Origin of the sequence: Candidatus Marimicrobium litorale (assembly GCF_026262645.1) — a bacterium.
Classification (GTDB): domain Bacteria; phylum Pseudomonadota; class Gammaproteobacteria; order Pseudomonadales; family Halieaceae; genus Marimicrobium; species Marimicrobium litorale.
Genome location: NZ_SHNO01000001.1, coordinates 2,530,525 through 2,548,827, shown reverse-complemented (window position 1 = coordinate 2,548,827; position 18,303 = coordinate 2,530,525). Strand labels below are relative to the sequence as shown.

Annotated in this window: 20 protein-coding genes; 11 read left to right on the top strand and 9 right to left on the bottom strand. The window is 56.3% G+C overall.

Annotation, left to right across the window (positions count from 1 at the left end; translation table 11 throughout):
- Positions 1-53: 53 nt before the first annotated feature.
- Complete coding sequence (lptG, locus tag EYC82_RS11440) at positions 54-1,121, bottom strand: LPS export ABC transporter permease LptG (protein ID WP_279249665.1); 1,068 nt, start codon at positions 1,119-1,121, stop codon at positions 54-56.
- The gene (gene lptF / locus EYC82_RS11435; RefSeq protein ID WP_279249664.1) at positions 1,118-2,179 is read right to left on the bottom strand and encodes an LPS export ABC transporter permease LptF; all 1,062 of its coding nucleotides are present in this window, start codon (positions 2,177-2,179) and stop codon (positions 1,118-1,120) included. Before lptF ends, lptG begins: the two co-directional genes overlap by 4 nt.
- 132 nt (positions 2,180-2,311) lie before the next feature.
- On the opposite strand from lptF, the gene EYC82_RS11430 reads away from it, so the two are divergent.
- Together EYC82_RS11430 and EYC82_RS11425 are read left to right on the top strand one after the other, a co-directional pair.
- Positions 2,312-3,253 carry a sulfotransferase domain-containing protein gene (locus EYC82_RS11430; RefSeq protein WP_279249663.1) on the top strand — a complete coding sequence of 314 codons (942 nt, stop codon included), beginning with the start codon at positions 2,312-2,314 and terminating at the stop codon, positions 3,251-3,253.
- Between the two features lie 2 nt (positions 3,254-3,255).
- Entirely contained in the window at positions 3,256-4,362 is a 1,107-nt protein-coding gene (locus EYC82_RS11425) for an ELM1/GtrOC1 family putative glycosyltransferase (protein WP_279249662.1), read from the top strand.
- Positions 4,363-4,454: 92 nt separating this feature from the next.
- Here EYC82_RS11425 and EYC82_RS11420 read toward each other — a convergent pair whose 3' ends face one another.
- The gene (locus EYC82_RS11420; RefSeq protein WP_279249661.1) at positions 4,455-5,090 is read right to left on the bottom strand and encodes a 2OG-Fe(II) oxygenase; all 636 of its coding nucleotides are present in this window, start codon (positions 5,088-5,090) and stop codon (positions 4,455-4,457) included.
- Positions 5,091-5,243: 153 nt separating this feature from the next.
- Between EYC82_RS11420 and EYC82_RS11415 the strand changes: the two genes are divergently transcribed.
- Together EYC82_RS11415 and EYC82_RS11410 are read left to right on the top strand one after the other, a co-directional pair.
- Positions 5,244-6,155 (top strand): sulfotransferase domain-containing protein, encoded by a 912-nt coding sequence (locus EYC82_RS11415; RefSeq protein ID WP_279249660.1) that lies wholly within the window; start codon positions 5,244-5,246, stop codon positions 6,153-6,155.
- Positions 6,152-7,090, top strand: coding sequence for a sulfotransferase domain-containing protein (locus EYC82_RS11410; RefSeq protein WP_279249659.1), 939 nt, complete (start codon positions 6,152-6,154; stop codon positions 7,088-7,090). Before EYC82_RS11415 ends, EYC82_RS11410 begins: the two co-directional genes overlap by 4 nt.
- 33 nt (positions 7,091-7,123) lie before the next feature.
- On the opposite strand, the gene EYC82_RS11405 is transcribed toward EYC82_RS11410, so the two are convergent.
- Positions 7,124-7,582, bottom strand: coding sequence for a winged helix-turn-helix transcriptional regulator (locus EYC82_RS11405; RefSeq protein ID WP_279249658.1), 459 nt, complete (start codon positions 7,580-7,582; stop codon positions 7,124-7,126).
- Between the two features lie 186 nt (positions 7,583-7,768).
- Here EYC82_RS11405 and EYC82_RS11400 point away from each other — a divergent pair, with 186 nt between their 5' ends.
- The gene (locus EYC82_RS11400; RefSeq protein WP_279249657.1) at positions 7,769-7,969 is read left to right on the top strand and encodes a hypothetical protein; all 201 of its coding nucleotides are present in this window, start codon (positions 7,769-7,771) and stop codon (positions 7,967-7,969) included.
- A gap of 2 nt (positions 7,970-7,971) precedes the next feature.
- On the opposite strand, the gene EYC82_RS11395 is transcribed toward EYC82_RS11400, so the two are convergent.
- Positions 7,972-8,859 carry a glycosyltransferase family protein gene (locus EYC82_RS11395; protein WP_279249656.1) on the bottom strand — a complete coding sequence of 296 codons (888 nt, stop codon included), beginning with the start codon at positions 8,857-8,859 and terminating at the stop codon, positions 7,972-7,974.
- A 112-nt stretch (positions 8,860-8,971) separates the two neighbouring features.
- On the opposite strand from EYC82_RS11395, the gene EYC82_RS11390 reads away from it, so the two are divergent.
- Positions 8,972-10,075 (top strand): mitochondrial fission ELM1 family protein, encoded by a 1,104-nt coding sequence (locus tag EYC82_RS11390; RefSeq protein WP_279249655.1) that lies wholly within the window; start codon positions 8,972-8,974, stop codon positions 10,073-10,075.
- Here the strand turns inward: EYC82_RS11390 and EYC82_RS11385 are convergent.
- The 4 genes from EYC82_RS11385 to EYC82_RS11370 all read right to left on the bottom strand — a co-directional run bounded on the left by EYC82_RS11385 (position 10,050) and on the right by EYC82_RS11370 (position 13,966).
- Complete coding sequence (locus EYC82_RS11385; protein WP_279249654.1) at positions 10,050-10,994, bottom strand: hypothetical protein; 945 nt, start codon at positions 10,992-10,994, stop codon at positions 10,050-10,052. The two genes, EYC82_RS11390 and EYC82_RS11385, sit on opposite strands and share 26 nt — an antisense overlap.
- Positions 10,995-11,214: 220 nt before the next feature.
- Positions 11,215-12,168, bottom strand: a complete 954-nt coding sequence (locus EYC82_RS11380) for a hypothetical protein (RefSeq protein ID WP_279249653.1) — start codon at positions 12,166-12,168, stop codon at positions 11,215-11,217.
- Entirely contained in the window at positions 12,165-13,127 is a 963-nt protein-coding gene (locus EYC82_RS11375) for a diacylglycerol/lipid kinase family protein (protein WP_279249652.1), read from the bottom strand. Before EYC82_RS11375 ends, EYC82_RS11380 begins: the two co-directional genes overlap by 4 nt.
- On the bottom strand, positions 13,124-13,966 hold the full coding sequence (locus EYC82_RS11370) for a hypothetical protein (protein ID WP_279249651.1): 843 nt from the start codon (positions 13,964-13,966) through the stop codon (positions 13,124-13,126). The genes EYC82_RS11375 and EYC82_RS11370 overlap by 4 nt, the downstream gene beginning before the upstream one ends.
- A gap of 230 nt (positions 13,967-14,196) precedes the next feature.
- Between EYC82_RS11370 and EYC82_RS11365 the strand changes: the two genes are divergently transcribed.
- The 5 genes from EYC82_RS11365 (at position 14,197) to EYC82_RS11345 (ending at position 18,224) form a co-directional block, all read left to right on the top strand.
- Positions 14,197-15,123, top strand: a complete 927-nt coding sequence (locus EYC82_RS11365; protein ID WP_279249650.1) for a sulfotransferase domain-containing protein — start codon at positions 14,197-14,199, stop codon at positions 15,121-15,123.
- A complete protein-coding gene (locus EYC82_RS11360; protein WP_279249649.1) occupies positions 15,120-16,034 on the top strand; it encodes a hypothetical protein in 915 nt (304 codons plus the stop codon). The genes EYC82_RS11365 and EYC82_RS11360 overlap by 4 nt, the downstream gene beginning before the upstream one ends.
- Positions 16,031-16,744, top strand: coding sequence for a 2OG-Fe(II) oxygenase (locus tag EYC82_RS11355; protein ID WP_279249648.1), 714 nt, complete (start codon positions 16,031-16,033; stop codon positions 16,742-16,744). The genes EYC82_RS11360 and EYC82_RS11355 overlap by 4 nt, the downstream gene beginning before the upstream one ends.
- Positions 16,707-17,453: a 4'-phosphopantetheinyl transferase family protein gene (locus EYC82_RS11350; RefSeq protein ID WP_279249647.1), complete on the top strand. Its 747-nt coding sequence runs from the start codon at positions 16,707-16,709 to the stop codon at positions 17,451-17,453. Before EYC82_RS11355 ends, EYC82_RS11350 begins: the two co-directional genes overlap by 38 nt.
- A 66-nt stretch (positions 17,454-17,519) precedes the next feature.
- On the top strand, positions 17,520-18,224 hold the full coding sequence (locus EYC82_RS11345; RefSeq protein ID WP_279249646.1) for a DUF3581 family protein: 705 nt from the start codon (positions 17,520-17,522) through the stop codon (positions 18,222-18,224).
- Positions 18,225-18,303 lie beyond the last annotated feature (79 nt).

Sequence of the window (18,303 nt, the reverse complement as noted above, 5' to 3'; positions counted from 1 at the left end):
TCTCGCGGTGGTGGCATGGGGCAATATTTCAGGCAGCACGGTTGTTTTGTTCCTCACCAACGCATGCGACGCAGCAGCATCAGCGCGCATGTCAGAATGACCAGTGTCGGCAGCAGGGCTACCAGGGGAATGCTCCAGTTGAGCAACTGCCCCAGCGAAAAAATGATCTGGCTGCCGAGGTAGAAAAGTATACCGACAATGGCCCCGATTCCGATATTTACGCCGTAACTGCGATCGCGCCCTGCCGTTACGCTGGCGCTCAGGGGGGTGGCCAGTAGCACCATGGCCCACACGGTTAGCGGCATCAACAGATTCTGCCAGAAGCGGTTCAGGAATCTGTCATAAGGCTGCCCGTTGCTGGCAAGGTATTGGCTATATTGGTGGAGGATGGACAGGTTCATGCTGTCGTGATTCAGTGCCAGCGTTGGCAGTTCGCTGCTTGACCAGAGATTGGGTATGTCCAGTTCCCGGTGGTTACGGGTGACCAGTCGGCCGTCCTCGAGGACTTTTTCCCGCACGTCCTGGAACAGCCAGCTGCGGTCTTCGCTCACCTCCGCGGTATCCGCCCGCAATGCTTGCTGCAGTTGACCGGTGTCATCGAAAGAAAACAGGCTGATAAAGCCAGGGGTGTTGTCTTCGGTCATGCGCAGCAGATGAATATAGCGCTTGCCATCGGTGGACCAAACCCCGCCGGGTATCCAGCCGCCGTCGCCCTCACGCAGTAACTGCCTGTCTTGCTCCGCCCGTTGTTGTAATTGTGGCGTGACGTACTCCAGGCAGATCCATAGTGAGCCCATCAGCAGCAGCGTCGGCAGAGTGATGGCCTGCAGCAGTTTGCCCGGGGGGAAGCCAGTGCAACTGATGACCGTGAGCTCGTTGTGCCGGTCGAGCCCGGCCAGAGCTACGATACTTCCAAGCAGTGCGATGACTGGCGCGAGACTGACCAATTGGTTGGGCAGGATAAGCAGGCTATAGCGCGCCGCCGCCAGCGTCGTGTACTCGCTATTGGTGCGTTCCAACTCCTGCGTAAAGCCGATGAGGAAAAACACGGCTCCGAGCACGGCCATCACCAGCAACCAGCCCTGAATCATATTGATGCCGATATAACGCTGCAGGATCATCGGCTTTTCATCCTGGGCTGGGTGACCAGTATCAAAAGGACCGCGGCCTGAATTACATACGCGGTCCACAAGCCGGGTATCGCAGCCAGCCGACCCTGCTCGATAAAAGTACGCAGTACACTGATCATGGCGAACAATGCGATGTAGGACAGTACCGCAATGGTGACATTACGAAAGCGCGATTCTCTGGGTCGGGAGCGCGCCAGCGGCACGGCAATCAGTGCCAGCAGCAGGGTGGCCAGCGGTGTAGTAATCCGCCATTGGTATTCTGCGATATCCTTGGGTTGCTTGGATTGAGACAGGTTTGCGGTGGTTTCTGCCTTGCGTCGGTATTTTTCCTGGGCCTCTTCATTCGGCAGGTGCACCACCATTTCCTTGAACTGCACGGTCATGTCCTGTGAGGCCTGGTTGTCCAGCAGATAGTTGTGCCCGTTGTAGAAGGTGGCGCGGGTGGCTTGACCCGGATTTAGAGTCGGCATAGCGGCCGCCTCGGCGACAATAATTTCGGAGCGTTCGCTGTAGTTTTTTTGCAGGAAGACGTTTTTGTGCAGGCCCCGCTCCAGATCAATGTCGCCGGCGATGAAGGTATAGTCACTGCCGTCCATGTTGACGAATTCATTGGCAGACATTTTTTTCAGGTCAAACTGTGCGGCCGCTCTGGACTCCAGGTCGTAGCTGGTGCGGAAAGCCCAGGGCCGCCCCAGCACGGACAGGAGGCCTGTGACCAGCGCTATGACCAGCGCCAGCTTGAACACGGCCCCCAGAATCCGGGCCCGGCTGATGCCGGCAGCGTAAAAAGCGCTCATTTCTGAATCCCGGTAGAGTCGCCCAATGGCCGCCAGAACAGAGAAAAAAAACGCGGAGGGCAGGAGAATTTCCAGCGTGATAAGCGTATTCAGACCGATCAGTTTGAAGGCGGTTAGCATGTCCAGCTGCCCCTCAGCCGCCAGCGACAACTGCCTGGCCGCTGAATACCCGACGAATATCAATACCAGCATACCCAGACCGAGGCCAAAGGGTCGGAGAATTTCCCGGCTGATATGGCGGTCGATGATCAAGGGGGCGTTGTTCCTGTTTGGGCCGGTGGATATTGTACATGAAGCCTCGCCGTCTGGTTATTCTTGCCCGCTTGCAGCATACTTGCATGCCAATTGCAGGCGACTGCGTTCTTCCGGGCAGGCACCAAGTACATGTTGAATCTGAGTGATGGCGTGAAGAAAGCGCTGATTCTCATCCCTACTCAATTGCTCCCGGCTAATGCGCGGGTGGCGTCTCGGCGCGAGCACCTCGCGCAATTGGAGCTGGCTAAAGCGCACAGGGCGAATTTCCTCATTATCGGGCATCCCAAGAGTGGCAATACCTGGCTCAAGGTGATGATTTCCCGCCTCTACCAGATGCGCTTCGACCTGCCTGAATCAAAACTCATCAATACGGACGAGTTTGCTCGCAAGATTCCCGAAATTCCCCGTCTGGCGGCTACCAATGCCTATTACAGCTATGAGGGAGAAGTGGGTAAGCTCCTGTCTACGGGTGCACCTGACAACCCCTTGCGACATAAGCCCGTATTGTTTCTGGCGCGCAACCCGATTGATATTGCCGTGTCCTGGTACCACCAGTTCACCAAGCGGCAGTCCCGCGCCAAGCAGGAATTGATTAACCATTTTATAGATAACCCTATTGATCGGCGCACTATTCAAATGTGGGAGTTCGTGCGCCATTCCGATATCGGATTGCCCAGCCTGATCGAATACCAGAATGCCTGGGCGCGCAATGTGCAGGAACTGGAGCAGGGTATGCTGGTGCGCTATGAGGATCTGCGCGCCGAACCGGTACCCACGCTGCTCGCCATTACGAAGCTGATGGGAGAGAGTTTCAGTGATGAAGAAGTGCGCGCCGCAGTAGAGTGGGGTTCATTCGAAAATCTGCAAAAGCTGGAAACCAGCGGCACGTTTTCGCAGGGCGGCATGAGATTGGTAAACGCCAACGATCCCAGTACATTCAAGGTGCGCCGCGGCAAAGTCGGCGGCTACCGTGAGGATTTCGACGATTACCAGGTGGCAGAACTGGAGGCTCTGGTTCGTGAAAATATTCTGCCTGAACTGGGTTATTGTCAGGACAGCGCGGAAAGCTGACAGTGACTCCCCGCACCTGGGTCATCCTCAGTGACAAGCAAGGCGATAACGGTCAGGTCGAAACTATCGTCTCGGCACTGCCTTGGCCTGTTGAATATCGCAATGTGTACATGCTGCCCCAGTGGGTGCTGGGCAAGCCGCGCTACCGTCCCTCAGTGGATCATCTGGATATGGAGCGCAGTGATGCGCTGCAGGCTCCCTGGCCGGATATGATCATCACCGTAGGTCGCCGTCCCTCCATGGCGGCGCTGTGGGTGCGCAAGCAATCAGGTAATCGAACGCGCATCGTCTTGGTGGGAAAGCCCTCTGGGCACATGCTGGATTTCTCGCTGGTGGTTGCCAGCGCGGAGAACCAGATGCCACCACTGCACAATTTTCTCCCGACGACACTCCCGCTAATGCGCCTCGACCCGGATGCGGTAAACCGTGAGGCGCAGCAGTGGCGCGCGCGTCTTGACCCTCTGCCAAAGCCGTTGATCGCCATGCTGGTGGGCGGTGCAACCAACCCCTTCATAATGAATCGCAAGGTTGCCGATGACCTGGTAGCCACCGCCCACTGGATTGTCGATGAGCTCGGGGGTACGCCCTACATAACAACCAGTCGCCGCACTACATCGGAAGTGGTAGAGGTGCTGCGGCGGGATTTACCGAGGCAGGCTATTTTTTACGAGTGGTCCACGGAGGGCGAGGAAAACCCCTACCGTGCATTGCTGGGCAAAGCCGACGGATTTATCGTCACTGCTGACAGCGTATCCATGATGGTAGAGGTTATCTATCTGCACAAACCCCTGGCCATCTTTCCACTGCCCGGTGGCGTGTTGGGTGAGCTGGACCAATTGCGCCGCTCCCTGGCCCACTGGTTGTTCAATCCAAGGCAGAAGAGCGCTCGCGATCGCTGGCGTCACCACCTCGCCCGCGGCGTGTTTCACCTGGATGTCTTCAAGATCTTGAGTGCCACCCGTGACTTCCGCGCGTTTCATCGCTTGTTAGTAGACGCGGGGCTGGCCGTTTGGGCGGGTGAGGCGTTCAAACAACCCGAGGCTGAATTGCCTGATGACATCGGGGTCGTTGTGCAGCGCATAGAGGCGCTTTTTCATAACCCCGAGTGACCGGGTGCGGCGGTGCGTCCTGCTCCGCGTCTCCGTAAATGAAAGTACACATGCCGTATCAACGCAGCTGTGCTGGCTGTGGTAACGCAGGTTTAACGCATACCCAGGATGTTTTTCATGAAGTGGGTGCCGAATCGGCTGACCCGCTGTGCGGCCACTGCCAGTGGGCTCTGGTCCAGGTAGTTGACCTGCACCATGCGGCGCTCGCCGATGAAGCGGGTGTGGCCATGCCAAGAGTGATCTGTGCGACGAAAGGCGAGCAGGGTGCCTCCCAACGGTGCTATCTGGGCAGCGTAGTTTTCTATGTTGTCCTTGTCGCGCAGCAGCCGTAACTGACCCTCTTCATGCTCCCAGGTCTCGTTGAAGTAGACCAGGACCGTGATGATTTTGCTCCGGTGGTCGGTATGAATATTGCCATCGGTGCGCTCACAGAACTTGCGTACAGTGACCGTAGTGGGCAGGGAGGGCAGATCGAGAGAGAACTTTTCGCCCAGTAAAGCAGCGACTTCCTGGCCCTGCAGAGTCTCCATGAGGCGATTGAACGCGGGGCCGCAGGCCAGATTGTCGAAGTTGTGATTGGCTGCACTTGCAATGGGCGGGTAGTCGGCGTTAATGCCCGCCAGTGCCTCCGGGCCTATAAAGCCGGGTGCGACGAGAAAATCGAAGGGATCGGGCTGCAGCGGGGCTTGGCGCAGCGCGTCCAGGTTAATTTGAGACATGCGGCGCATTTTATTACGCCCGTTGAGAATCGGGCAAGGCGCGAAGCCGATACCGGGTGTTAATAGTGCGGTAAATCAGGGGGGCTGCAGGTAATGCGATGACAGGGGATTTAAGGTAAAATTTGTCGCCTTTTCAGGCTCTTATCGAGGATGTCCCTGCCGATGGCCGACAAGGTGCGAGTCGTGATTCGCCACATCGTCATGCTGCTCTGCTTCTGGCTACCTGCGGCGCGCCGTAAGAAGATCGAGCGGTGGCTGCGCGGCCGTGAGGAGTTTGCCAGGTTGCAGCGCTGTGACTGGGTGCTCATGAGTTGGGGTAAATCCGGGCGGACCTGGCTGCGGGTCATGTTGTCCCGCGCTTATACGCTCAAGGGGGGCTTCGAAGCCAGCGAGTTGCTCGATTTCGATAATCTGAAGAAACGGGATTCGTCTCTTCCGGCGGTATTTTTTACGCACAACAACTATCTTCGGGATTACACCGGGAACCAGCGCTCCAAGCGCCATTTTCAAGGGAAGCGAATTGTATTGCTGGTGCGCGACCCACGCGATGTGGCGGTGTCACAATTTTTTCAGTGGCAGTACCGCATGCGGCCGAATAAAAAATTTATCAATGACTATCCGCCGCACGGTGCGAGTATAGATGCGTGGGACTTTGTGCTGGACAAGGAGGCAGGTGTTCCGCGCATTGTCGACTACTTCAACGGCTGGGCCAGCGCCATGCCCGAATTGAAGAATGTGCTGGTAGTGCGCTATGAGGATATGCGCCGCCAGCCCGCAGAAGTACTGGCTAAAATACTCGCCTTTACGCATACAGATGTGACGCCCCAGCAGGTGCAGGAAGCGGTGGATTTTGCGGCCTACGAGAATATGAAGAAGATGGAGCAGGACAGTTTTTTTAAGGGCTCCGGCGCGAGGGTCAAGCCCGGTGATAAGGCTAACCCCGAATCGTTCAAAGTGCGCAAGGCCAAAGTCGGCGGTTACCGTGACCACTTTGACGACGAGCAATGCGCCATGCTCGAGGGTATGGTGGCAGAACTGGATCCTGTTTTCGGCTATGGGGAGCAGACGCGGTGAAGCTGGTCATCCAGAATTTGCGTCAGGCTACACAGACCGGCCGCAAGAAATTATCGCGGCGCATTCTGCATTTTCGCATGCGTGGCCAGCCAGAGGCCGACATTCTCCGGGAGGAGCGTAAATTGCGCGGCATTGAGCAGCACGACAAGCTGCGCAAAGCGGATATTGTTTTCGTGTCATTTGGCAAGAGCGGTCGTACCTGGCTGCGAATGATGGTGTCGCACCTCTTCCGGGTCAAGTACGGCCTGCCCGATAACGCAATTCTGGGGTTTGACAACTTTCACAATCTCAATCGATCTGTCCCGAAAACGTTTTTCACCCACGACAACTATATCAAGGATTACACGGGCGATTTTGAGACAAAGTCACCGTTTTACGACAAGCCGGTCGTATTGCTGGCCCGCGATCCGAGGGACGTCGCAGTATCACAATTTTTCCAGTGGAAGTTTCGCATTAAGCCCACCAAAGTCGCTATAAACAACTACCCGCCGCGCGGCAGCGATATCAGTCTTTTCGATTTTGTCATGGGCGATAACGGGGGCAGCATGCGCGCGGTCACCGATTACCTGAACCTCTGGGCCAAAGAGGCGGACCAGGTGGAGCGTTTTCATCTGCTGCGCTACGAGGACTTGCGAGCGCAGCCCCGTGACCAGTTGCGCAAGCTGCTGGATTTCATAGCTGTCGAAGCCAACGAGGCACAGGTCAATGCTGCGGTGGATTACTCTTCCTACGAAAATATGAAGAGCATGGAGACCAAGCAGCAGTTTCGCCTAGCCGGGGGCCGCATGATGCCCCGGGACAAGGATAACCCGGACAGCTATAAGGTTCGTCGTGCCAAAGTGGGTGGTTATCGGGATTACTTTTCCGATGAAGAGGTGGCGGCGATCGATGCGCGGCTTGCCGAGACCCTCGATTCTCTGTTTCGTTACGAATAATCCCCTGCCTAATTCATTCCGCCCCGGTCGGTGTCAGGCAGTGATCGCTTCCGGCGCAAAACGTACTGTTGTTTCATAAGGACTTACCGGCTCGCCACATTCTGAGCAGGTCAGCACGGCACTGAAGTCGTGACCGCAGCGCTGATGGTGATGTATCACCGGAGGGCCGACTTCGGTGGCGTAGTGCTGGTCGCCCCAGCGCACCAGCGCCATCAGCACTGGATAGAGATCAATGCCTTTTGGGGTCAGCTTGTATTTACACCGGGTTGGTTTCTGCTGATAGGCGAGGCGCCTGACCACGCCCTCGGTTTCCAGCAGAGTGAGGCGCGCCGCCAGGATCGTGCGGGAAATAGTCAGGCTGCGCTGAATCTCTTCGAATCGGCTGGCACCCAGGAACAGATCGCGCAGGATCATTAACGTCCAGCGGTCCCCGATGACTGCCAGTGTTCTGGCGATAGAGCATTCCTGACCGGCGAGTTCCTGCCACTTCATGCGATAAGCCCTGTGCATGTTTATTTGCCTGGAAGGGGCAGGATAGCGCTCATTCACTCTATAGTCTATAAAGTAAACTCATAAGTACATAAAATAAACCTATAGGAGAATAGTAGGTTTAATGGGGTCGATAGAGATTGAGCGGACTCGTCGCTGTCTCTGCTTGAAACCGCAAAAGGCACAACCGTGACTGATCTCGCCTACGACGAGCGCCTGCACACGGTGTCACCGGGCAGCCGCTCGGGGCAAGACGTTTATCGACGAGGAGGGCAACGCGCTGTTGCGAGCGTGTTTTTCAATAAACGCCGCGCTACGCAGTATCTGGGCACGTTTCGCGGGCCTGCGCTGTTGCACAGGCGTGTTCCGGTGCGCACTACGCGGGGTTGAACTCAGGCATTTACCAGCTTCATTGCGTCGCTGCGCAGGTGACCCTGTGCTATCTCGTCAAGCAGCAGGCGTTCGGTGATGTCCCCGTGGTCCAGTGCTTCGCGCACTAGTTCGAAGAAAAAAGTTTCCTGTGCCGGGTCGGGGTGCGGTGCATAGGTCCCGGCAAACCTGTAGTCACCGAATAGCGCCCTGCGGGCACGCCGGAACCAGTGACGCGGGGGGAACAGTTGGAAAGTGTCTGCGGGACGGTAGTCAATTCTCAGCCCTGTCTTCCACGGTTGCGTTTTACGCTTGGTGTTGTGCAGTAGCCGGGTTTCTTGCGTGAGATTGTCAAAGTCATTCCAGTAGTCTTCCAGCGCGGCAATGCTGCCGGTCGGCTCCAGTTTTAGAGAGACCCAGTCCATGTAATCGCGTGATACGGGTTCAAACATCTCGCTGAAGTTTTTCTCAAATTGCCAGTGCCGCAGCTTGGCGCAGTCCAGCAACATGACGCTGCTGGCGTAGGCGCCCTTGCGGCCCTTGCGTCCTGACTTGGGGCGGCTCACGATGGCCGCATTCTGCATATCCCGTTGCAGCAACTCCCAGATATCGCCGATAGCAAAAATATCCGGATCCATAATGACTGCACGACCCTCGTAGTTCATCAGTTGCGGTGGTGCGAAACGCAGTGGGGTGAACGATTGCAGGTCGTCGTTCAGCCAGGGGCGCATTTCCCCATCGCGCAGGTATGGCTGGCCTTCGCGCGCAAGCATGCAGGGGTAATCCTTTACTTCAATGAACTTCACATCGAACTTGTCGGCGTGGGCAGAGCGTTTGCGCAAGGAGTAGCGGCTCACCAGTGCGCCCAGCATCTGCTTGTTATTGGTGTGTATAAAAACGGTGGGCTTCAACGGTTTCTTCCTACGGGCTTTCTGTGGGATAGTTTACCGTATCCATGGGCGGCTCGCTCTGGGAATTTTCGAGTACACCGCTGCGGGCGAGCGAGAAAAACAAGGACAGGGCGTGGCAGAGCGTCAATTCACAGTCTGGTGTCTGCTAGGCGAGAAGGCAGGGGATAATACACAGGTCCGAGCGCTGGCGGATGCCTTATCCGTGGGCTATGCGGAAAAGCGTATAGTGGCGCAGCCCTGGGAACTGTTTTGCCACCTTGGCCGCGGTGTCACGCTTGCCGGCATCGACTCGTCCGCCTCCAGCAATCTTGTGGCTCCCTGGCCAGATGTTGTTATCAGTGCCGGCCGCCGCAACGAGCCGGTGGCGCGCTGGATCAAGCAGCAGTCCGGTGGTGAAAGCCGCCTGGTGCATATGGGGCGGCCTTGGGCGCCTCTGGAATGCTGGGATCTGCTGGTGACCACCCCTCAGTATTTTCTGCCACGGCAGGAAAATATCCTGCACAACAGCCTCCCTCTTTACCGGGTCAACAGGGACGAGATGAGATCCGCCGGAGAGCGCTTGCAGCGTTCGCTTGAGGGTTTACCGCGCCCCTGGATAGCTGTCCTTGCGGGCGGCGACAGTGGACGCTTTGTTATGACTGACAAAAAAGCGGCGCGATTCGGTCATCTGGCGCAGGCTTTGGCCACTGCGAGTGGTGGCTCCCTGCTGGTCACCGACAGCGCCCGCACTTCCGCGGCGGCGGGGGATGCCCTGTGTGAGCAGATACTGTCATCCAACTACTGCTATCGCGTGAAAGACGGTGGAGAAAACCCCTACAGGGGCATGCTCGCATTAGCGGATGCCTTCGTGGTAAGCGGTGAATCGATGTCCATGTTGGGCGAGGCCGCCGCCACCGACAACCCCCTGTTCATTTTCGATATGGACGATACCGCCCCCTGGTGGGTGCTGGCGCACAGCTATCGATACAAGCCCTTGTCTCACCGGTTTGCCATGCGGTTTGGCGCGCGGCGTATGCGTCGCGATATCGGTAATATTCAGCATGCACTGGTTACGACAGGCCGTGCCCAGTGGCTGGTCGAGGCAGGGCTTGAAGAGGCTGCAACAGCATTGCGCGCATCAGCTGGGGCCGCGATACCCAATAGGTCTGCATCGATTGCGGAAGAGGAGCTGCAGCGTACAGCTGAGGCGGTCAGGCAGCTTGTGACAGCGCATTGAGCGGGTGCAGAGGCGCCGGTGGCAGATCAGGCGTGTTCTCCAGAATTGTCAGGGCATCATGACGCACATGATTTCGTGCCATCTCGTCGCGCAGAAATTCCTCAGTGATCTGGCCCTGTTCAAGACACTCCTTTAACAGGCCGAAAAAAAAGTGCTCCTGATTCGCGTCCGGGTGTTGCTTGTAGTTACCCAGGAAGGCGTACTCGCCGAACAATTTGCGGCGCGCGCGCATGACCCAGGCGGCCGGGGGAAACAGGCGGAAGCGTTCCGCGGGGCGCCAGTCGGTCGGTAAGCCGGTTTTCCAGGGCTGTGTTTTGCGTCGAGTGGTGTGCAGCATCTTGGTATCGAGGGTGAACTTGTCAAAGTCGTTCCACTCGTTCTCGAAATAGCCGATGCTTTGTTCGTCCTCTTCCCGTAGGCAGATCCAGGGCTGGTAATCCTGTGTGAATTCAAACATGGCCTCGAACTGCCTTTCCGCATCCCAGTGCGTGAGATTCTCGCACTCGAGCAGCATCACACTGCTGGCCTTGCACTTGTCGATCAAACCTTTTGGCCCGGAGCGCATGCGGCACATAATAGATTTGCCCTGCATATCGCGGTTCAGAAGCTGCCAGATGTCAGTGGTCGCGAAAATATCCGGGTCCATCACCACCGCTCTGCCCTCATAACTCATGAGCTTTGGCGGCATAAACCGGGTCGGAGTGAAGGACTGCAGGTCATCGTTGAGCCACTCGCGCTTTACGCCGTCTCGCAGATAGTCCTGGCCCTCGCGGGCGGCGAAAAAAGGGTAGTCCCTTGTGTCCATGAGTTGGACGTCAAACTTGTCGTTATTCTGCGAGTAGCGACGCAACGCATGCTCGGCCACGATGGCGCCGGTGATTTGCTTGTGATTGGTCTGGATAAAAACGCAGGCTTTCATGAAATCGCGGGGCTGCCGGAGGATCAGTTTCTGAAGCGGGAACTATAAAGGAATACGGCCTTTTTTTCTATTTTCCGAGGGGTGTTCAGGGCGTGAATAGTACCTGCTGCGGCGACTTTACGAGGCCTCTGGAGTGTCCGCAGATGTCCCATAAAGCCTATTAAAAACAGCTATATAAATGTACTCTGTTGGGACTTTTAGGCCTCTCTTGACGCGCCTTTTATTTAAATATGCCGCGGCGGTACAGCCCCCAGAAAAACCCCCACAGGTGCAGTAGCGGTGCGCGCCTTACCCTATCCGGAATGATAATTTTTTCCCCGGAATGCCGCTCAAGTTTCCAGGCGATATAATCCAGGCCCCCATCGAAGGTGAACAGCCCCTTCACCAATCGCATGACAGACAGGAATTTGCCCTGAGCACGGCGCACTGCCCACGCCAATGCCACCCAGCGTCGCGTGGTGGGACTGATACTGCTGCGATAGGTGAGCTGTGAGCCCTGCCCCTGCAGTGCAAAAGACGGGCTCAATTGCGGAGCGTGATGGCGAGTCAAAGCGGCATAGAAATCGGCCGCGTCGAGGACCAGTTCACGCGCCCGGCCGCTGCGCTCGGTGCGCAATTCGGTGTTGTAACTCATTCCCAGAGCTTGCACCCACAAATCTTCGAGGCGTCCTTGCGGCGGCAGTGCGGGCAGCGCATTACCTAATAGCGTGAGTGCGGCCTGGGTGAGAGCCGCCTCCATTCTTGCTCGCGTGTACTCGTCGCGGGCGTACAGTATGTGAGTGGGTTGTGCGAATCGGCCCCAGATATACGATTCGAACCAAGCGGGAGAACAGCCGCGCTCGAAGTCCCGCAGGGAAATGACCGTGACTTTGCTGCGCAGTGTCAGATCGCTGCCAGCGCCCGTGTTGGATTTTTGTTCGGCGTAAAAAACGTTGGGTGGCAGCAGCCAGTTAGCGGCAGCGAGTCGAGCGCTGCTGTAGGCCGAACGGTAGTCGTCGCAGACAAGGTACAGGTCCAGCAGCCCGTCATAGATATCGCCACTGCGCAGGCAGGAGCCGTAGACCAAGGTGCAGCATACCGCACCGTTCAGCCGCGTCTGCAGTTGCGACAGCAGGGCGGATAGATTGGGATCGCGGTCAGGGTCCGGTCCGGAAACCTCCGGATAGGCATTCACAGGCGAAGGAACTCCAGCTCGGGGCTGGCTGTAATAGCAATCTGGCCATCCACGTCCAGCAGCTCACCGTCGAGGTTGAGGTTGCCAGACATCTGCAGTGTAATCCGGTCGGCATTATGGCTGTGGTATCCGGATGCGGGCACTGCATTGCTATTGGGTCGTCCGCGAACAATCGAAAGGAACGTGCGCGCAAAGCGCGTACAGCCCTGTTCCATGAGGGTCAGCCTGATGGAGCCCGGTTCGTCACTCCAGAAGGGTTGCATACCGAATGCGAGGCGGTGCAAGGTGCTCAAGGTCAGTATGAGCGAGTCGTGTGTTGCCGGGACACCGTCGTCCAGCGTTAGCGTGGTGGTGATATGTCGGTTAAAAGCCGGATCGTCTCGCAATACCCCCCATACCGTTCGCAATGTACCCAGTGCGAGGCTGAAATCGTCGCGCAAGCCGCGGGAGTGGATTTCCCGGTGAGCGTATTCTGTGCCGTGAATGACCGCACCCCCGCCAAGAAACATGCCGTAGCGGGGTGCAGCAGAATCCTCTATCACGACTCTCATCAGGGCGCGCTTTGCAATATCGCCGCCGGCGCCCTGTGTAGTAGACCATTGGCAAAAACGATCGACGGCCTTGCGGAGAGAACCTCTCACGCCGATATCCCCCGCGTTCATATTGGCGGTACCCCCGGGTAGCAGGGCGATTTGGGGCAGTGCTGGCAATGGTCGTTTTTCAAGCAGCTCGCCCAATATCGCCGATACAGTGCCGTCCCCACCGTTGATGGCCAGTATCTTTAAATCGAGTGCGGCAAATTCCTCGAGCACATTCAGGATGTCAGCGGAGCTTCGGGTGATGCGGTGATGGATCAACGGGTGTTGTGCGATTTGCTTACAAATATGTTCGAACTGACCGCGGTTGTGGCCGCTGGATGGATTGCTGATCAGGCCCACCGTGCCGGGCGCTGACCTCACGCGGGTGGTTGCCGCAGGATGACTGATTTGAGCTTGATGCTGGTGTCGCCGATTCTGGGGGCTTTACCCGTCACCTGAAGGGGTAGGAGCGAGGCCTTGTCAAAAAACAGCAGTATGTTGCTCTCCAGGCCCAACAGATTGAAATCTCCATCGTCGTTGAGCACGCCTTCCGGGCTGGCCTGGAGGGCGACGGCTCGTGTCTCGCGCCTGCCCTGCACGCGTTCCTCACCCTGCAGATAGTCGACATCCAGGGGTATACCGTTGCCGCTGCTGAGACGTACGCGGTAGATATTGAGATCTGTATGCACCAGTACTTCTATGGCCTTGTTTTCGTCGCTGGTCAGTAATCGTTGGGCGAGAACCAGCAATGGGTAGGGGCTGGTGATCACGTTATCCTTCGAAGTGGCGGGTAACGCCACGTTTTTCCGCGAGGAGACGGGCCAGTCCGCTGGCGCCATCTCCGGGTAATCGCTGCCATTGCGACGCTCGCGCACCACGGCGTTTTCTTCATACTCGTAGCGTTTCAAGCGGTGCCCCTTGCCCTTGCTCAGCCGGGACCGAGAGAGCACCTGGCCTGTTTCGGGTTCAAAAACTACCGCTACAGTCTCCGAGTTTCCCACGACGGAGCTGGTGATATCCAGCAGCCAGAATTCAGTGTCTTCCTCATCGGGCAGCAATTCTATGCGGGAATGAGCCGTGGCCCAGAACGCTTTTTCCTCAAATTCCAGCACCTGCCACGAGGGCAGCGTTGCGGTGTCCCCGCTGGCAGCCATGCCCGACACGGCCTGCAGTGAGGCGAGAGCGGTGATAATAACGATCAGTTGCTTCAATGTGTTCATCTACCTGCACCGTCTAGACAGGGGGCTCATTGTAGTTAAAACCCGCACCGCTGTGTTGCTGCCTCGCGCTCCCAGCCGATTACCCTGCTGGCGCGCATCTCCAAATCCCAAGAAAATCATACAGTTGAGGAAAGGTGGAAAGGCGTTAAAAATACCACGGAATCTTGAGAATAACCCAATCATCCGATAACCTTCGCCGCTTGATCTGCCCTGATCAAGGGAAAATACTCATGCATATGATTATCAAGCGACTGATCAAGTGGTTGGTACGCGCGATTTCGGTATTTTTACCGGAGGAAAAGGCACACGATCTGCAGCGATGGCGTCGTGGTAAGGAGGAATTCTGGAAGTATAACCGCTGCCAGTACGTCTTTGCGTCCTATGGTAAGAGCGGCCGTACCTGGGTGCGGGTGATGATTTCCCGCTATTACCAGTTGGTGTACAAGCTGCCCGATAATATTCTCATGGGATTTGACAACTACACGCGCCTCAACAGTAGCATCCCGAAGATCTTTTTCACTCACGACAATTACCTGCGCAGATACACCGGGAATGTCGATTCCAAGAAGGATTTCTACGATAAAAAGACGGTATTGCTGGTACGCAACCCGATTGACGTGGCGGTTTCCCAGTTTCACCAGTGGAAGTTTCGTATGCGACCCGAAAAGAAAGCCATGAACAATTACCCGCCCCACGATGCGGAGGTGTCAGTTTATGATTTCGTGAAACATGAGGGTCAGGGTCTTAACCACATTATAGACTTCATGAATAACTGGGCCCGGGAATTGCCCCATATCAAGGAACTGCTCGTGGTGCGCTACGAAGATTTGCGCGCCAACCCGGAACAGGAAATGGAGCGTATCGTAGAATTCCTTAATCTCGAGGCGATCCCCGAGTATCTGGCAGATACAGCAGAGTTTGCCTCGGTGGAGAACCTGCGCAAAAAAGAGCGGGAGAACTACTTCTGGCGCAGCGGCAGCCGCGTTCAGGCGAAGGATGTTAATGACCCCAACACCTATAAAGTGCGGAAGGCCAAGGTCGGGGGATATCGCGATTATTTTGATGACAATCAAGTGGCTGAGCTGGTTGCTCTGGTAGATTCGCGCATGTTGCCAGCATTCGGTTACACCACCTCAGAAGCCTCGGAGGCGGGGTGAAAGACCGCTGCGTATTTATCCATACCAACGAGCGGCAGTGGCTGGGCGCACTGGTGGCAGAGTATTCGTTCCGTCGCAACTCTGCTCACGCCGACGAGTTCGATGTGCAATTTATACATACAAAAAACCACCCTTATCTTGCAGCCAAGGAGGGTCAGACCTTCCTGCGCGGTGGCACCACGCGCGTCTGGCAGATGGATGATCTTCAGTCATTCACTCCGCTGCGTTTTTTACCACCGAAATTGATGAGCTGGCAGGGCAGGGCGGTGCTTACCGATCCGGATATCTTTGCGGTCGGGGATATTTTCGAACTTTTTGAGCGAGACATGGGCAGTGCTGCTGTTATGGGTCGCCGTCGCTCTGCGAAGGCTGACAAAGCCGATCAGGTGGCGACCAGCGTCATGCTCATGGAGTGTGCCAAGCTTAGACACTGGGACGCGGAGGCAGAATTCGATGCGCTGTTTCGCAGAGAGCAAGACTACAAGGAGTGGATGGTCCTGGCTCATGAAAATCCTGAGAATATTGGCTTCCTCGAAGATTACTGGAACGACTTTGACCACCTCGATGCCAATACTCGCCTGTTGCATAATACCAAGCGAAAAACCCAACCCTGGAAAACAGGTCTGCCTGTTGATTACACACCGGCTGACAAGTTCAAGAACAAGCCTGTGTTGGCGTCAGCCAACCGATTGCGGGCCCGGGTCTTCGGCGAGTATGGGCTGTTGGGTCGCTACAAACAGCACCCGGACCAACAGCAGGAGTCGTTTTTCTTCGGACTTTTGAAAGAGTGCCTCGAGGTAGGTCATGTAACCGAGGCACTGGTGCGCGATGAAATCGACAGGAATCACGTGCGCCACGATGCTTTTGAGGTACTGGCGCGAACACCTAAACTGGAAACCCGAGCAGCATGAAATATCTCGACATTGAACAGCTGCGGGCGCTGCCTACCGATGAGTTTATGTCAGTAACGCCCTTTCCCTATTTGAACCAACCGCTGTTGTACCATGATGGATTCCAGGCGTTACTGGATAACATGCCGCCACTGGAAATGTTCGATGCGATTATAGGCAAAAGCCGTCGAGCGGGACAGGCGCCACACGATCGTCACTCACTGGAGTACACGCCAGGTATGCCGGTGCCAAAGCCGTGGCAGGACTTCATCGGTGAGCTGTGCTCAGACGCGTATCGGGGTGAGATTCAGCGATTGCTTGGCGCGCGCAAGGTAGAGTTTCGTTTTCATTGGCATTACACCCCCAGCGGCGCCGATGTTTCGCCGCATTGTGACGCCCGCCGGGAACACGGCTCGCATCTGTTCTACTTCAATTCGAAGGAGAGTTGGAATCCGGCTTGGGGCGGCGCGACCCTGGCCCTTGATGATGGCGGCCAACTGGATTACAACACCGCACCCGCTCTCGAAGACTTTGACGAAATCATCGAGTTCGAGTCTATCGGCAATGCAAGTGCCCTTATGCTGCGCACTGATCACTCCTGGCATGCCGTGCGGCCGATAGCCTGCCCCGATGATAAGCTGCGCAAGGTCTTTATTGTGGTGATCAATCCTGACAGCCTGTTCTGGAAGGTACGTGACCGGATCATTGGCAAAACTATCCAGCGTTTCTGATCACTTGAGGGTGATAGACAGTCTCGAAAGTGTTGCTCTGGAGGCGAATTGCATTCACCTGTGGCTCGCCCGTAACGACAGCGTTGCAAGCTCCGATGCCTTCAAGCGAGCGGTTCTTTCCAGCTACGTCGGAGCGCCGGCAGCCGAGTTGCGTTTTGATGAGGGTGAGCATGGCAAGCCCGCGCTGGCGGGAGGCGCACGGTCTATCGAGTTTAATCTCAGCCACAGTGGTGACTGGTTGGTTTGCGCAGTCAGTCGCGCGGTGCCGGTGGGGGTCGATCTTGAGTATTGTGATCCTCGTCGTGCGTCGCTAAAGGTGGCGCGCCGATACTTTCGTTCGGAAGAGCTGGCGCTGCTGGAGACGTGTTCCGATCAATTGCGAGAACAACGTTTTTTCGACTACTGGACCCTCAAAGAATGCGCCGTGAAAGCCCGTGGTGAGGCGCTTGCACCTGGGTTGAAAGCCTACGGATTCGACTTCAGTGTGTGCGAGAATGGGCCCGGGCATATAGCCCGCTTCACCGATGATAGCGCGGATACGGCCACCTATTTTTTACTCGATCCGCTGGAGAACTATCGCATGGCGCTGTGCTGGATGGGTGACGGAAGCGCGCCTGCCGTAAACCTTATGGAACTGGATTCACAGGGTGCAGCCACCGAGCGCACCGTGTCCCTTCGCGCCACTAGTCTCACACCTGCAGGGTGCTGACCTCGTGTGATGAAATGCTGTTAAAATACGGTCTGCTAATGCACGTCGAGGTAAAGCTGAATAGCCATGATTATCGATGATTACTGTAACAAGACAAACGGGCGAATCAGCTTCACTCGCGAGCAGGGCAGTGAATTCGCCAAGAATATGGCCAATGACTTCAACCCGATCCACGACGTGGATGCGAAACGCTTCTGTATCCCCGGAGACTTACTTTTTGCCGTGATATTGGCCCGCTATGGCGTGAGCCAGCACATGGAGTTTATATTCTCTGGCATGGTAGTTGAGGGCGTTGAGCTAATCCTACCAGAGCCGGCACCCGGCATGCGGTTGTTAGACGAGGGCGGGCGAGAATACTTGCAGGTAAACATTTCGGGGGAATCTCGCGAGGACGAGGCGCTTGTTAAAAGCATCACGCAGAGTTACGTAGAGTTTTCTGGCCAGACGTTTCCTCGCCTACTGGTGCCGCTGCTGGCGGATCAGGGGGTTATGATTAATCCGGACCGTCCTATCGTGATGTACCAGAGTATGGTGATCGACCTCGACACCCTCGATATAAGCGGGGCGTTACTGGAGAGCGACAGGCACCGCGTGGAGATCAATGGCAAACGGGGTAGCGTAGACCTGGCTTTTCACCTGGTATCAAACGGAGAGGTTGTCGGACGCGGTAAAAAGTGCATGCTGCTCAGTGGCTTGAAGCCCTACGATGAGCAGGTTAACGCAGAGGCGATCAATCGTTACGAGGAGCGAGTTCGTACGCTAAGCGTATAGCAAACTTACGACTTATCAGTCCTCTTCATTTACCGCGGCAGCTTTGATTATAGGGTCGTCGCTGCCGGCGAATCCATCA